Here is a 13,807-nt window from a genome sequence, read left to right on the forward strand (position 1 = left end):
TTCTCGCCTGCGGCCTCGCGCTCGGCGGGCATTGCATATCTGTTCGTAGATGATAACGGTTTTCATATTTGCCAACCCCCTCTGGCACAAGCAATTGCGATCTGCTTAATTTACGGCCAGCGTTTGACGGGAGTTGTAGCATGGCAAGGCGGGTGTGCTTCGCGCTGGATCTCGTCGACGATGCGCGGTTGATCGCGGAATATGAGGCGCGGCATGCGCCCGGCGCGGTGTGGCCCGAGGTGATCGCCCATATCCGCGCGCAGGGCGTGGAATCGATGGAGATATGGCGCACGGGCGACCGGATGGTCATGATCGCCGAAGTGGCGGACGACTATCCCCGCGCGGTGACGGAGCCTCCAGAGGTCGAAGACTGGGAAACCCTGATGTGGCGCTTCCAGCGGCCGCTGCCCCACGCGGCCGAAGGCGAGAAATGGGTGCCGATGCAGTGCATCTTCCGGCTGGACGATCAATGATCCAGCGGCCCGAGCGGATTTGGCAGCCCGGACCGGATCGCGTATGCCCGGCGCCGGAACGGGGATGAGGTGGCAGTGGCGGACATAGACGAAGAGGGCGAGACGGAAGGCGGTCGCCGCTATCGCGCGCCCGCGCTCGAGAAGGGGATCGACATCCTCGAGCTGCTCGCCGCCGAAAGCCAGCCGATGACGCTGACGGGCATCGTCAATCGGCTCGGCCGCTCGCACGGCGAGCTGTTCCGCATGGTCCAGGTGCTCGAATTCCGCGGCTATATCGAGCAGGACCCGGCGAGCGACGGCTATCGTCTGACCGACCGGCTGTTCTCGCTCGGCATGCAGCAGCCGCGCACGCGCAACCTGATCGAGGCGGCGCTGCCGGTGATGCGGCAGCTGGCGCTGGCGATCGGCCAGTCGTGCCATCTGGCGCTGCACACGCTGGGCGAGATGGTGGTGGTGGCGCGGATGGAATCGAGCGAGCAGCTCGGCTTCTCGGTGCGCGTCGGCTACCGCCGCCCGCTGCACCTGACCGCGTCGGGCGCCGTGCTCTACGCGTTCCAGCCCGACGATGTTCGCCGCCGCTGGGAGCAGCTGTTCAATCCCCCGCTCGATGCGGCGGCGCTCGCGGAATTCCGTGCGCATGCCGACGCGGTCCGCGAGCGCCATGTCGAGCTCACGCCGAGCAAGTTCGTCGCGAGCGTGACCGATATTTCGGCACCGGTGCTGCGCGGGGGCATGGCTGCGGCGGCGCTGACGGTGCCCTATCTCAAGAAGCTCCAGCCCGCAGTCTCGCGGCGGGAGACTGCCGAGATGGTGCGCGAGGCGGCCGATCGCATCTCTGCCCAGCTGGTGGAAGGCGATAGCCGGCTCTGAGGCGACAGATCCTATTTTACCAGCCTGTGCTTTTCGAGCGATAGCGTTCTGGTGACTGCCCGCCTGAGGACCGGCGTTTTCGATCCGGTACCAAAACCGTTCAATCCTCCCCCGCCAGGGGGAAGTGGCGCCGAAGGCGTCGGAGGGGGCGGACGCTAGAACATGAGCGGCGTGCTTCCTCCCCCTCCGTCAGGCTGCGCCTGATACCTCCCCCTGGCGGGGGAGGATTAAGGCCGCCGGCGACCTCAACGCTTCTTCGTTCCGCGGACCCTGCGGAAATATCCCGGCCTCGACCAGTAGTTGTGCTGATAGCGACCGCGTGCGCCGGCGGTGATTAATCGGGTCGAATACAGGGGAGAAGCCCGATGAGGACATTCGCCAAGTTTGCGGCAATCGGCCTGATGGTTGCAGTGGCCACGCCGATCGCAGCGCAGGACGCGCGCAGCTGGGACAATCTGCTGCGCATCAAGGCCAAGAAGCTCGACGCAGTCTATCTGCTGCCCCATGCCGACTTCCGCGGCTACACCAAGGTGATGCTCGATCCCACCGAAGTGGCGTTCCGCAAGAACTGGCAGCGCGACCAGAACAGCATGGTCGACGGAGCATCACGCGACGTCTCCGATTCCGATGCGCGCCGGATCATCGACGAGGCGAAGCAGGGCTTCGACAAGATTTTCCACGATGCCTATACCAAGGCCGGCTATCAGGTGGTGACCCAGCCCGGGCCCGACGTGCTCCGCATCCGCACCGCGGTGCTCAATCTCGATATCGAGGCTCCGGACACCGCAGTTGGCATCACGCGCTCCTATACCCACGAGGCGGGCAGCGCGATGCTGGTGGTCGAGGCGCGCGACTCGGTGAGCGGCGCGGTGCTCGGCCGCGCAGTCGATGCGCAGGAAACCGACGATTTCGGCCCCTATATCCGCAACCGCGCGACCAATGCCGGCGAGTTCGAGCAGCTGTTCAGCCGTTGGGCGAAGGAAAGCACCGACGGGCTCGCCGAGCTGAAGGCGCTCTCCCCGGTTGATCCGGCGGGCCGCCCCTACAAGAAGTAACGCCGCGCACGAACTTCAGCCGCCGATAGGCTCACGGATTGGCCGACGCCGCGCGCTTCTTGTCATAGGCGGCGATCACCTTGCGCGGACCGGTGCCGAACCAGCTGTAGCCGTTGCGGCGCGCGGGGCTGAGGTCGTTGACGTCGTCGTGGATCGAGCGGTCGCGGTCGCCGAAGATCGGACGCATCGTCTTGATGTCGTAGAAGCGCGCCCAGATCGGGCCTGCTCCGGGCTTGGGCACCAGCCGGCGGCCCTCGCCGGGCGTGGCCGCAGTCCATTCGACGTCGTGGACCGCGATGCTGCGCAGCCAGGCGATGCCTGCGTCGATCGCTGCATCGATCCGGGGCGAACGATCGGGCAGCCGCATCAGCAGCGCGAGCAGCGATGCGCTCTCGTTGCTCGAGAGCGACACGGGCTCGAAATTGCGTGCGCCCACCGGCGCGAGCGTCAGCGCATCGTGCTGCTGGCCCCAGCCGGTCCGCTTGCCGCCGGTGACGATCTGCGTGGTGAGGATCACTTCGATCCCGCGGTCGACCGCCGCACCCGCCTCGGCAGCGAGCGCGGCGGGAACGAAGGCATAGTCGCCCTGCCGTCCGGATGCATCGAGCAGCAGCTCGATCACCTCGGCCATGGCATCGTCGTTGTAGGTGATCGCGTCGTGGTAGCCACCCTCGAGCGGCCAGATCTGCGGCCAGCCGCCGTTGGGATATTGCGCCGCGAGCAGATAGCGTACTCCGCGCAGGAACGCCGCCCGATAGGCTTCGCCCGCGGCGCCGGCACGCTCGCGCTGGGTGCGTGCGAGGAAGCGCAGCTCGGTGGTGGTCGCGCCATTGTCGATGGTGCCCACATAGACCCAGGACGCATCGCGCGCCTGGATGTCACCCTTGGCCATCGGCGGCAGATGCTCGACGATGACGAAGCTCTGTCCCTTGGCGCGCGGCGGCGCGGTGCGATCCTGGTTCTTGCCCCAGCCGCCGGCAGGTGTTTGGAAGCTCACGATATTGTCGGCGATGCGCTGCGCTTCCGCGCTCGCATACCAGCGCGCGTCCTTGTCCAGCGGCATCGTTCCGCCGCGGGATTCGGGTGGCGGTGTGGGGACATTGCCGCCCAGCGACGCCCGCTCCGCCGAGAGCACGGCGCGGTCGCGACGCATCTGCTCGCGCGAGCGGGCGAGATATTCGGTCCATGCCGGCTGCTGTGCCGGCGGCAGCGTAGCGACGCGCGCCTCGTCGAGCGGCAAGGCGGGCGTCATGTGCCCGATCACTTCCGCTACCGCTGGCGCCGCGACCAGCACCACCGCGGCGAGGGTTGCAAGGCTGCGCATGGCTCCGCTCCTCACAGCGCGCGGAAGCGGAAGTCGCGGAATTTGGCCTCGCCCTCTCCCGCCGAATAAAGGCCGGGCCGCAGCATCAGGAATCCGCCGCGGACATTGTGGTGGTAGCCCGAGACCTCCATCCCGCGATCGAAGCGCTTCCAGGTCGCGCCGCCGTCGCCACTGGTGTGGAAGGAGATGATGTGCCGATCGTTGGTGACGCGCATGCGCATCCGGCGGCCGTGCGGGTTGGCCGGGCGGCCGCGCTCGATGCCATATTGGTGCGTGACGAAGCGCTTCTCGTCGAAGCCGAGGCCGCAATAGAGCTTCTCGTCATAGAAGAGGACGAGCCCGGCGACACCGCCGGGCGCGATCTCGATATCGCATTCGAACTGATAGGCCTGGTCGCCCGCGATCAGGAGCAGCGGCGAGGAGCTGCTGGGGGCGACACCGGTGGCCTTGAGGAACAAGGTACCGTCGGCCACCCGCGCACGCGCGGCCTCGTCGGGTGCGGGCTTGAAGAAGTTCCACTTGCTGCCGAGCTGGAGGGGCTTCGAGAAGTCGTCCGACAGCGGCTGGCCGTGCGGGAGCGCGCTGCCGCCCCTGGGCTTGCGGATCGGCTGCGACAGGTCCCCGCCCTTCATCCGGAACCAGCCGTCCTTCGTCCATTCAATGGGATCGAGCAGAGTCTGGCGGCCGAGCGTCCAATAGCCGTTCTCGAAGCCGTGGTAGACCGACCACCAGCTCCCGTCGGGCGCCTCGACCAGCGATGCGTGGCCCCGCGACCACCATTTCTCGTCTATGCTCGTAGTGCGGACCAGCGGGTTGTGCGGGCAATTCTCCCATGGCCCGTGGATCGAGCGCGACCGCGCTGCGATGACCATATGTCCGGTGGGGGGACCTGCGGTGCCGCCGACCGCGGTGATCATGTAGAACCAATCGCCGTGGCGATAGAGCTTGGGTCCCTCGGGAGCGAACCCCTCGACCACCCAGTCCTCCGGGTAGCGCCAGGGATCGTAGACGTGCTCGACCTGGCCCACGGTCGAAAGCCCGTCGTCCGCCAGCCGGATGCGGTCGCCGCCCGACAGGAACAGCCAGCGCGATCCGTCTTCGCCCACGACGTGGCACGGATCGATGTGTGCGGGGAGCTTCAGGTCGATCGGGTCGCTCCACGGTCCGTCGATATGATCGGCCCAGATGACGAAGATCGAGTTGGGCTTCGCCTTGACGGGGATGTAGAGGAAATAGCGGCCCTCGTGCTTCTCGAGGCTGACCGCCCACACCGAGCCGATGTTCTTGTTGAGCGCAGCCTTGCGCGGCTGCCAGTTGATCAGGTCGCGGCTGTGCCAGATCGTGAGCCCCGGATAGGAATCGAAGCTCGAGAAGGTCATGTAATAGTCCGCGCCGTCCTTGAGGATGGCGGGATCGGCGCGGTCGCCCGAGACGAGCGGGTTGAGGAAGCGGCCGTCGCCCAGATCGGCGATGCGCTGATTGTCGAAGCCGCGCTTCCAGTTGTCGGCGGCCTTCGTCTCGGCCTTCGCCGCTCCCGGCAGCAGCGTGGCGGCGGTTCCGGCGAGCGCCGTTCCGAACGTGGCGCGTCTTGTCAGTTGCATCGGCTCTCCCTCGCTCGGCGCTCGTTCCCTGGCGCCGTGCGTGGTGATGATACCGGTGTCAATTCCTGCGTCAAGGACGCGGCCATGCGCGATATCGAATGGTTCAGCCTAAGCTGGGGAAATGCGCTCGGCGTTCTCGGCTGCCGGGCCGGTAGGCCGCGCCCAATCCTTGTTGATCGCGAGCGCCACCAGCGTGCAGATCGCGCCGGAGAGCAGATAGGCGCCGACCGACCACAGCCCGAAGCTGCTGGCGAGCGCGAGCGCGACCAGCGGGGCGAAGCCCGCGCCGATCAGCCAGGCGAGATTGGCGGTGGTGGCCGCGCCGGTGTAGCGCCGCTCGCTCGAGAAGCTGCCGTTCACCGCCCCTGAGGACTGGCCGAACGCCAGCCCGAGCAGCACGAACCCGCCGATCATGTAGACGGTCTCGCCGAAGCTTCCGGCACCCAGCAGCTGGGGCGCGAAGCCGCTATAGGCGCCGATCAGCACCGCGGATACGCCGAGCACCGCGCGCCTGCCGACAATGTCGGCGATCAGCCCCGAAGCCAGGATCGAGAGCACGCAGACGCCCGCGCCGACGATCTCGATCACCAGGAAGCGGACCACCGCCTCGTCCGTATTCAGCGCCACCCAGGACAGTGGGAACACCGTGACGAGGTGGAACAGCGCGAAGCTGGCAAGCGGCGCGAAGGCGCCCAGCACGATCGTCCGCCACTCCACGCGCACCGTCTCCCAGAAGGGTGCCGGCTGGAGCTCGCGGCTCTCGAACAGCCGCTCGAACTCGGGCGTCGCGACCAGCCGCAGCCGCGCGAACAGCGCCACCACGTTGATCGCAAAGGCGACGAAGAAGGGATAGCGCCAGCCCCAGCTCAGGAAATCCTGCGTGCTGAGGGTCGAGAGGAAGAAGGCGAACAGGCCCGAGGCGACGATCAGCCCAAGCGGCGCCCCCAGCTGCGGAATCATCGCATACCAGCCGCGATGCTTCTGCGGCGCGTTGAGCGAGAGCAGCGACGGCAGCCCGTCCCAGGCGCCCCCCAGCGCCACGCCCTGCCCTATCCGGCACAGCGCGAGCAGCCAGATCGCGACCGGCCCGACCTGAGCGTAGGACGGCAGGAACGCCATCGCCATCGTCGAACCACCCAGCAGGAACAGCGCGATCGTGAGCTTCACCCCGCGTCCGTGGTTGCGATCGACCCACATGAAGATGGCCGATCCGAGCGGCCGCGCGATGAAGGCGAGCGCGAACAGCGCGAACGAATAGAGCGTGCCGGTGAGCGGATCGACGAACGAGAATACCAGCGACGGGAACACCAGCACCGACGCGATCGCATAGACGAAGAAGTCGAAGAACTCGCTCGTGCGGCCGATGATCACGCCGATGGCGATCTCGCCCGGCGCGATCTTGTGATCGCGCGCATTGATGAGACGGGCATCGCGCTCCAGGGGCGTCGAACTAGACGCGGCGATCGGTGCACTCATTCGGTTCGCTCCGGCGGCCTGATTTCATGTTATTGCCTTTGAACGTCCCTTGCACCAGAAAAGCGCCAGGGCGGGGATAGGACAAAATGTCCAATGTCGGCGCAAGGGGGCGCCGGGATAGGCGGAGGTCCATGCGCGAAGCCAAGCGAACGTCCACGACACGCCGGATCCTCAGCCTTCTGCCGCTGGCGGCATTGCTATCGGCGTGCAACCACGCCGTTCTCGATCCCGCCGGCGACATCGCACTCCAGCAGCGCGACATCATCTATATCTCGACTGCGCTGATGCTGCTGATCATCGTTCCGGTGATGGCGCTGATCGTGGTGTTCGCGTGGCGCTATCGCCAGGGCAACAAGGACGCCACCTACGATCCCCATTTCGATCACTCGACCGCGCTGGAGCTGGTGATCTGGTCGGCGCCGCTGCTGATCATCATCTGCCTCGGCGCGCTGACCTGGTGGAGCACCCATTTGCTCGACCCGTTCCGCCCGCTCAACCGCGTCTCGGCGGCGAAGCCGGTGGATCCCAAGGTGAAGCCGCTCACCGTCCAGGTCGTCTCGCTCGACTGGAAATGGCTGTTCATCTACCCCGAGCAGGGCGTCGCGACCGTCAACGAGCTGGCGCTGCCGATCGATCGGCCGGTGCGGTTCGAGCTCACCTCCACCAACATGATGAACACCTTCTACGCGCCGACGCTGGCGGGGATGATCTACGTCATGCCCGCGATGCGCAGCACGATCCACGCGGTGCTCAACCGCCCGGGCGAATTCCACGGCATGTCCGCCAACTATAGCGGCGCGGGCTTCTCCGACATGCGTTTCAAGCTCTATGGCGTCGATCAGGCCGGGTTCGATGCCTGGATCGCGCGCGTGAAGGCCAGCGGCCCCGCGCTCGACACCAATCGGTTCCTCGCGCTCGAAAAGCCGAGCGAACGCGTGCCGGCGATGTATTTTTCGAGCGTCGAGCCCGCCCTGTTCGACCGTGTCTACAACCGCTGCGTCCGCCCCGGCACGCCGTGCATGACCGACGTGATGCGCCGCGACATGGAAGCCGGCGGCGGGCATCCGCACGATCCGCGCGCAGGCGCCGGAATGCCCCCGGGACGCAGCGCGCCGCCGCCTGCCGGCCAAAGGCCCGAGGGCGGGCTGTTCAAGGAAGGCGAGGAGAAGGGCACGGCTCCGCACTACACCAAGCCGCCCGAGCCGGGTACGCCGGGCAGCACCGAGCCCGCATCGCACAAGAACCGCGACATGTCGCACAACCTCCTCCCCGCCGCGCCGCGCGCCCTTCGCGCCGACGCAGCCTGAGCCGCCGGAGCCACCATGTTCGATGAGCCGATCACCAAGGCGATCTTCGGCCGCCTGGGCTTCGAATCCTTCCCCCTCCACGAGCCGATCCTGCTCGTGACCTTCGTCGTCGTGATCCTGGCGGGGCTCGGCATCCTAGGCGTCGTGACCAAATACCGGCTGTGGGGCTGGCTGTGGCGGGAGTGGTTCACCACCGTCGACCACAAGAAGATCGGGATCATGTACATGATCCTGGGCATCATCATGCTGCTGCGCGGCTTCGCCGATGCAGTGATGATGCGCACCCAGCAGGCGATGGCCTTCGGGGGGAACGAAGGCTATCTGCCCCCGCACCATTACGACCAGATCTTCACCGCCCACGGGACGATCATGATCTTCTTTGTGGCGATCCCGCTGATCGTGGGAATCGTCAACTATGTCATGCCGCTGCAGATCGGCGCACGCGACGTGGCCTTCCCCTTCCTCAACAACCTGAGCTTCTGGCTGACGGTGGCGGGCGCGCTGCTCGTGATGATCTCGCTGTTCGTGGGCGAATTTTCGACCGCGGGTTGGCTCAACTATGTGCCGGTCGCCAATCTGCAGAACAGCCCCGGCACCGGGCCGGATTACTATCTTTGGGCGCTCCAGATAGCGGGTATCGGCACGACATTGTCCGGCATCAACATGGTCGCGACGGTGATCAAGATGCGCGCGCCGGGCATGACGATGATGAAGATGCCGATCTTCGTATGGACCGCCTTCTGCAGCAACATCCTGGTAGTCGCGATCTTCCCCGTGCTCACCGCGGCGTTCGCGATGCTGATGCTCGATCGCTATGTCGGCACCAACTTCTTCACCAACGATCTCGGCGGCAACCCGATGATGTACTGGAACCTGGTGTGGATCTGGGGCCATCCCGAGGTGTACGTCCTGATCCTGCCGGCGTTCGGCATCTATTCGGAGATCACCTCCACCTTCACCGGCAAGCGGCTGTTCGGCTATTCGTCGATGGTCTACGCGACGGTCGTCATCACGATCCTGTCGTGGCTGGTGTGGCTCCACCACTTCTTCACCATGGGCTCCGGCGCCAGCGTCAACAGCTTCTTCGGCATCGCGACGATGGTCATCTCGATCCCCACCGGCGCCAAGATATTCAACTGGCTGTTCACCATGTACCGCGGCCGTATCCGCTTCGAGCTGCCGATGCAGTGGGTGATCGCCTTCATGCTCACCTTCACGGTGGGCGGGATGACCGGCGTGCTGCTCGCGGTGCCGCCGGCGGACTTCGTGCTCCACAATTCGCTATTCCTGGTGGCGCATTTCCACAACGTCATCATCGGCGGTGTCGTGTTCGGCCTGTTCGCGGCGATCGAATATTGGTTTCCCAAGGCCTTCGGCTTCAAGCTCGATCCGTTCTGGGGGAAGATCCACTTCTGGGGCTGGGTGATCGGCTATTGGGTCGCCTGGACGCCGATGTACGTGGCGGGCCTGATGGGCGTGACCCGGCGCCTGCAGCACGTCGAGGATGCCGCGACCCAGCCGCTGTTCCTGATCGCAGCGGTCGGCGTGGCGATCATCGCGGTGGGCATCCTCGCGTTCATCATCCAGATCGCGGTCAGCATCAAGAATCGCGAGAAGCTGCGCGACACCACGGGCGATCCCTGGAACGGCCGCACGCTCGAATGGGCGACCTCGTCGCCGCCGCCTGCCTATAACTTCGCCTTCACTCCGCAGGTGCACGATCTCGACGCCTGGTACGACATGAAGGAGCGCGGCGCGCAGCGGCCGACCAGCGGCTTCCGGCCGATCCACATGCCGCGCAACACCGGCGCGGGCGTGATCCTCTCGGCGCTGGCGCTGGCGCTTGGCTTCGGGATGGTCTGGTACATGTGGTGGCTGGCGGCGCTGTCGGCAGTGGGGCTGCTCGTCGTGGGGATCGTCCACACCTTCAACTACAACCGCGATTATTTCATCCCGGCGGATGAAGTGGCGCGGGCAGAGGACGCGCGCACCCAGCTGCTCGCGGCGGGAGCCTGACATGGCCGCTGACGCATTGAACGACGATCGGATGCGCGAGCCGACCTTCTACCTGGTGGAAGAGGACGACCATCACCACGAGACCGGCGGCAGCACGCTGCTCGGCTTCTGGATCTATCTGATGAGCGACGCGCTCATCTTTGCGACGCTGTTCGCCACCTATGGCGTGCTCAGCACCAGCTACGCCGGCGGCCCCGCGCCGCGCGAGATTTTCGAGCTGCCGCTGGTGGCGCTCAACACTGCGATCCTGCTGGTATCGTCGATCACCTATGGCTTCGCCATGATCGCGATGCAGGAAGGCAAGCTGCGCGGCACCCAGGCGTGGCTGGTGGTGACCGGGCTGCTCGGTATGGCGTTCGTGGGAGTCGAGCTTTTCGAGTTCGGCAGTCTGATCGCCGAGGGCGCGACGCCGCAGCGCAGCGCCTTCCTCTCCGCCTTCTTCACGCTGGTGGCGACGCACGGACTGCACGTGACCTTCGGCGTGATCTGGCTGGGCGTGATGCTGGTCCAGCTCGCCCAGCGCGGATTGCATGCCGAGAACCAGCGCCGACTGATGTGCCTCAGCATGTTCTGGCACTTCCTCGACGTCGTCTGGATCGGCGTCTTCACCTTCGTCTATCTGCTCGGGGTCCTGCGATGAGCGATGCCACCCATGCCGCTGCCCATGCCGACGCGGCGCACGATCACGGCGAGACGCACAGCCATCTCACGCGGCGCGGCTATGTGATCGGCTTCCTGCTTTCGGTAGTGCTCACTGCCGTGCCGTTCTGGCTGGTGATGACCGGCCCGCTGGACCCGCAGCTGACGTCGATCCTGATCATCGGCTTCGCAGTGGTGCAGATCCTGGTGCACACCGTCTGCTTCCTCCACGTCAACACCCGTGCCGAGGGTGGCTGGACGCTGATGGCCTATACCTTCACCGCCGTCATCGTCCTGATCGTGATCGCGGGATCGCTGTGGATCATGTACCATCTCAACAGCAACATGATGCCGATGACGGCGCCTATAGCGGAAACGGGCCAGCTGCCCTGAAACGTGCGCTGCTGATCGCGCTGGCGCTGCTCGCGGCAGCAGGCTTCGCGGCACTCGGCATCTGGCAGATCGAGCGGCGCGCATGGAAGCTGGACCTGATCGCTCGAATGGAGGCACGCATCCACGCCCCTGCCGCACCGCTGCCCGCTGCGGTGGAATGGCCCCGTCTCGATCCGCGCACGATCGAATATCGCAAGGTGCGCGCGGCAGGTGTTTTCCTGCACGATCGCGAGACGCTGGTGCAGGCGCTGACCGAGCGCGGCGCGGGGTTCTGGGTGGTCACGCCGCTGCGCACACCGCAGGGAATCGTGCTCGTGAACCGCGGCTTCGTCCCCGGCGAACGCCGCGCGCCCGCAACGCGACTGGCCGGGCAAGTCTCCGGACCCGTGACCGTCACCGGGCTCCTGCGGCTGACCGAGCCGAAGGGCGGTTTCCTGCGCGCCAACGATCCCGCGCATGACCGCTGGTTCTCGCGCGACGTCTCCGCAATCGCGCAGGCGCGGCGGCTGGGCGCGGTGGCGCCGTTCTTCGTCGATGCCGATGCCGCTCCCAATCCCGGCGGCTATCCGCTAGGCGGACTCACCGTGGTCCGCTTCCGCAACACGCACCTGGTCTATGCGCTCACCTGGTTCGCGCTGGCGGGGCTGAGCGCGTTCGCCGTCTTCTTCCTGCTGCGCATGCCGGTGCGCCGTTGATGGACGCGCCGATCCTCGCGCTCACACGGCATTCCGATGCGCCGAGCGGGCCTTCCGCCGAGACGGCGGCGGCGGCGAACATGCGCCAGCTCGTCCAGTTGCGCTGGATCGCCGTAGCGGGGCAGACCGGCGCCATCCTGCTCGTCCATTTCGGGCTGCGCGTGCCGCTGCCGATCGTCGAGATGCTCGCCGTCGCGGCGCTCCTCGCGGGGGCCAATCTGCTCGCGCTGCTGGCCGTGCCGCGCCACCGCGTGCACGAGGGCGAAGTGATGGCGGCGCTGCTGATCGACATGGCCGCGCTGACGCTCCAGCTCTATTTCAGCGGCGGCGCGACCAATCCGTTCATCTCGCTCTACCTGCTGCAGGTGGTGCTCGGCGCGATCCTTCTCCCCGCGACGCTGGTCGCGGTCCTCGTCGCCGCCACCTGCCTCGCTTATGCGCTGCTCAGCGTGCGCTACGTGCCGCTCGCCCTTCCCCCGCGACTGGCCGACGACAGCACCGATTTGTTCGCGATCGGCCACTGGATCGCCTTCGCCATGGTCGCGGCGCTGCTCGTGCTGTTCATCACCCGGATCAGCCGCAACCTGCGCGCTCGCGACGCTCATGTCGCCGACCTGCGCCAGCACGCTGCGGAGGAGGAAGGCATCGTGCGCATGGGGCTCTTCGCATCGGGCGCGGCGCACGAGCTCGGCACTCCGCTGGGCACGCTTTCGGTGATCCTGGGGGATTGGCAACGCATGCCGCAGATCGCAAGCGATCCCGAACTCGCCACCGAAGTCGAGGAAATGCAGACCGAAGTCCGGCGTTGCAAGACGATCGTATCCGACATCCTTCATTCAGCCGGCCAACCGCGCGGGGAGGCGATGGAGCGCATCGGGGCCGACGCCTTCGTGGATGCCGTGGTCGATGCGTGGCGTTCGACCCAGCCGCAAGTCCCGCTCGATTATCGCGACGGCGGTGTCGGCGAGGCCATTATCGCGATCGACCCCGCGCTTCGCCAGGCGATCTGGAACCTGCTGGACAATGGTGCGGAAGCCTCGCCCGCGGGCGTCCGGCTGACCGTAGGGGTCGAGGGCAACATGCTTGCGATCGCGGTCCGCGACTGGGGCGACGGTTTTGCTCCCGAAACGCTCGCGCAAGTCGGCAAGCCGCTCCAGTCGGCCAAAGGCGCGGGGCACGGGCTGGGACTGTTCCTGGCCACCAATGTTGCGCGCCGGCTGGGAGGCCGGCTCGAAGCGCGCAACATGGTGGGAGGCGGTGCCGAGGTGCGGCTGCTGCTCCCGCTCGCTATTCATCAGGAGAGGCGCTGATGGACGACCTCAGGCTGGTGATCGTCGAGGACGACGCGACCTTCGCACGCACGCTGCAGCGTTCGTTCGAGCGGCGGGGATATCATGTGCAGGTGGCGGCGAGCCCCGCCGAACTCGATTCCCTGCTCGATGCGGAAGCCTTCGATCGCGCCGTGGTCGACCTCAAGCTCGGCGGCGCATCCGGCCTGCCCTGCGTGGCGAAGCTCCATGCTCATGATCCGGAGATGCTGATCGTGGTGCTGACCGGCTATGCCAGCATCGGCACGGCGGTGGAGGCGATCAAGCTCGGCGCGTGCCACTATCTCGTGAAGCCATCGAGCACCGACGACATAGAAGCGGCATTCGGCCGCACCGCCGGAGATGCGGAGGCGCCGGTCGGCAACCGATCGACATCGATCAAGACGCGCGAGTGGGAGATGATCAACCAGACGCTCGCCGAAACCGGCTTCAACATCTCCGAAGCCGCCCGGCGCCTGGGCATGCACCGCCGCACGCTGGCGAGGAAGCTCGAGAAGCGGCCGGTGAAATGAACCCGGAGCGTGTCTCCGAGATGCAATCCTAGGGACGTAGATTGGTCCTTTCCGATCTCGCTCAGGACATCTCCCCGCCCCTGCCATGAAGACATATCTCTCGATTCTTGTCGCCCTC

Annotated in this window: 13 protein-coding genes; 10 read left to right on the top strand and 3 right to left on the bottom strand. The window is 66.4% G+C overall.

Going from position 1 to position 13,807, the window contains the following annotated elements; all coding sequences use genetic code 11:
- Positions 1-140 precede the first annotated feature (140 nt).
- The 3 genes from ACMGDH_RS16270 to ACMGDH_RS16280 all read left to right on the top strand — a co-directional run bounded on the left by ACMGDH_RS16270 (position 141) and on the right by ACMGDH_RS16280 (position 2,398).
- Complete coding sequence (locus ACMGDH_RS16270) at positions 141-473, top strand: L-rhamnose mutarotase (RefSeq protein WP_436829027.1); 333 nt, start codon at positions 141-143, stop codon at positions 471-473.
- Between the two features lie 75 nt (positions 474-548).
- Positions 549-1,343, top strand: a complete 795-nt coding sequence (locus tag ACMGDH_RS16275; RefSeq protein ID WP_436829028.1) for an IclR family transcriptional regulator — start codon at positions 549-551, stop codon at positions 1,341-1,343.
- Positions 1,344-1,708: 365 nt separating this feature from the next.
- Positions 1,709-2,398 carry a DUF3313 family protein gene (locus ACMGDH_RS16280; protein WP_436829029.1) on the top strand — a complete coding sequence of 230 codons (690 nt, stop codon included), beginning with the start codon at positions 1,709-1,711 and terminating at the stop codon, positions 2,396-2,398.
- A gap of 31 nt (positions 2,399-2,429) precedes the next feature.
- On the opposite strand, the gene pelA is transcribed toward ACMGDH_RS16280, so the two are convergent.
- The 3 genes from pelA to ACMGDH_RS16295 all read right to left on the bottom strand — a co-directional run bounded on the left by pelA (position 2,430) and on the right by ACMGDH_RS16295 (position 6,799).
- Positions 2,430-3,722 carry a pectate lyase gene (gene pelA / locus ACMGDH_RS16285; protein WP_436829030.1) on the bottom strand — a complete coding sequence of 431 codons (1,293 nt, stop codon included), beginning with the start codon at positions 3,720-3,722 and terminating at the stop codon, positions 2,430-2,432.
- 11 nt (positions 3,723-3,733) lie between these two features.
- On the bottom strand, positions 3,734-5,323 hold the full coding sequence (locus ACMGDH_RS16290; RefSeq protein ID WP_436829031.1) for a family 43 glycosylhydrolase: 1,590 nt from the start codon (positions 5,321-5,323) through the stop codon (positions 3,734-3,736).
- Between the two features lie 108 nt (positions 5,324-5,431).
- The gene (locus ACMGDH_RS16295) at positions 5,432-6,799 is read right to left on the bottom strand and encodes an MFS transporter (RefSeq protein WP_436829032.1); all 1,368 of its coding nucleotides are present in this window, start codon (positions 6,797-6,799) and stop codon (positions 5,432-5,434) included.
- Between the two features lie 131 nt (positions 6,800-6,930).
- Here ACMGDH_RS16295 and cyoA point away from each other — a divergent pair, with 131 nt between their 5' ends.
- Genes cyoA through ACMGDH_RS16330 form a run of 7 tightly spaced genes read left to right on the top strand, consistent with a single transcriptional unit; the run spans position 6,931 to position 13,689 of the window.
- Positions 6,931-8,106, top strand: coding sequence for a ubiquinol oxidase subunit II (gene cyoA, locus ACMGDH_RS16300; protein WP_436829033.1), 1,176 nt, complete (start codon positions 6,931-6,933; stop codon positions 8,104-8,106).
- Positions 8,107-8,121: 15 nt separating this feature from the next.
- Positions 8,122-10,122 carry a cytochrome o ubiquinol oxidase subunit I gene (gene cyoB, locus ACMGDH_RS16305; RefSeq protein ID WP_436829034.1) on the top strand — a complete coding sequence of 667 codons (2,001 nt, stop codon included), beginning with the start codon at positions 8,122-8,124 and terminating at the stop codon, positions 10,120-10,122.
- A 1-nt stretch (position 10,123) separates the two neighbouring features.
- Positions 10,124-10,762: a cytochrome o ubiquinol oxidase subunit III gene (gene cyoC / locus ACMGDH_RS16310; RefSeq protein WP_436829035.1), complete on the top strand. Its 639-nt coding sequence runs from the start codon at positions 10,124-10,126 to the stop codon at positions 10,760-10,762.
- Positions 10,759-11,154 carry a cytochrome o ubiquinol oxidase subunit IV gene (gene cyoD, locus ACMGDH_RS16315; protein ID WP_436829036.1) on the top strand — a complete coding sequence of 132 codons (396 nt, stop codon included), beginning with the start codon at positions 10,759-10,761 and terminating at the stop codon, positions 11,152-11,154. Before cyoC ends, cyoD begins: the two co-directional genes overlap by 4 nt.
- Positions 11,151-11,849, top strand: coding sequence for an SURF1 family protein (locus tag ACMGDH_RS16320; protein WP_436829154.1), 699 nt, complete (start codon positions 11,151-11,153; stop codon positions 11,847-11,849). The genes cyoD and ACMGDH_RS16320 overlap by 4 nt, the downstream gene beginning before the upstream one ends.
- Entirely contained in the window at positions 11,849-13,159 is a 1,311-nt protein-coding gene (locus ACMGDH_RS16325; RefSeq protein WP_436829037.1) for an ATP-binding protein, read from the top strand. Before ACMGDH_RS16320 ends, ACMGDH_RS16325 begins: the two co-directional genes overlap by 1 nt.
- Complete coding sequence (locus tag ACMGDH_RS16330; RefSeq protein WP_436829038.1) at positions 13,159-13,689, top strand: response regulator transcription factor; 531 nt, start codon at positions 13,159-13,161, stop codon at positions 13,687-13,689. The genes ACMGDH_RS16325 and ACMGDH_RS16330 overlap by 1 nt, the downstream gene beginning before the upstream one ends.
- Positions 13,690-13,807: the final 118 nt, after the last annotated feature.

This window comes from Sphingomonas radicis (assembly GCF_051400635.1).
In the GTDB taxonomy this organism is placed as follows: domain Bacteria; phylum Pseudomonadota; class Alphaproteobacteria; order Sphingomonadales; family Sphingomonadaceae; genus Sphingomonas.

Excerpts from the sequence above, each read along its gene's own strand:
- ACMGDH_RS16270 (WP_436829027.1), top strand. The coding sequence starts at position 141 with ATGGCAAGGCGGGTGTGCTTCGCGCTGGATCTCGTCGACGATGCGCGG.
- ACMGDH_RS16280 (WP_436829029.1), top strand. The coding sequence starts at position 1,709 with ATGAGGACATTCGCCAAGTTTGCGGCAATCGGCCTGATGGTTGCAGTG.
- pelA (WP_436829030.1), bottom strand. The coding sequence starts at position 3,722 with ATGCGCAGCCTTGCAACCCTCGCCGCGGTGGTGCTGGTCGCGGCGCCA.
- ACMGDH_RS16290 (WP_436829031.1), bottom strand. The coding sequence starts at position 5,323 with ATGCAACTGACAAGACGCGCCACGTTCGGAACGGCGCTCGCCGGAACC.
- ACMGDH_RS16295 (WP_436829032.1), bottom strand. The coding sequence starts at position 6,799 with ATGAGTGCACCGATCGCCGCGTCTAGTTCGACGCCCCTGGAGCGCGAT.
- cyoA (WP_436829033.1), top strand. The coding sequence starts at position 6,931 with ATGCGCGAAGCCAAGCGAACGTCCACGACACGCCGGATCCTCAGCCTT.
- cyoB (WP_436829034.1), top strand. The coding sequence starts at position 8,122 with ATGTTCGATGAGCCGATCACCAAGGCGATCTTCGGCCGCCTGGGCTTC.
- cyoC (WP_436829035.1), top strand. The coding sequence starts at position 10,124 with ATGGCCGCTGACGCATTGAACGACGATCGGATGCGCGAGCCGACCTTC.
- cyoD (WP_436829036.1), top strand. The coding sequence starts at position 10,759 with ATGAGCGATGCCACCCATGCCGCTGCCCATGCCGACGCGGCGCACGAT.
- ACMGDH_RS16325 (WP_436829037.1), top strand. The coding sequence starts at position 11,849 with ATGGACGCGCCGATCCTCGCGCTCACACGGCATTCCGATGCGCCGAGC.
- ACMGDH_RS16330 (WP_436829038.1), top strand. The coding sequence starts at position 13,159 with ATGGACGACCTCAGGCTGGTGATCGTCGAGGACGACGCGACCTTCGCA.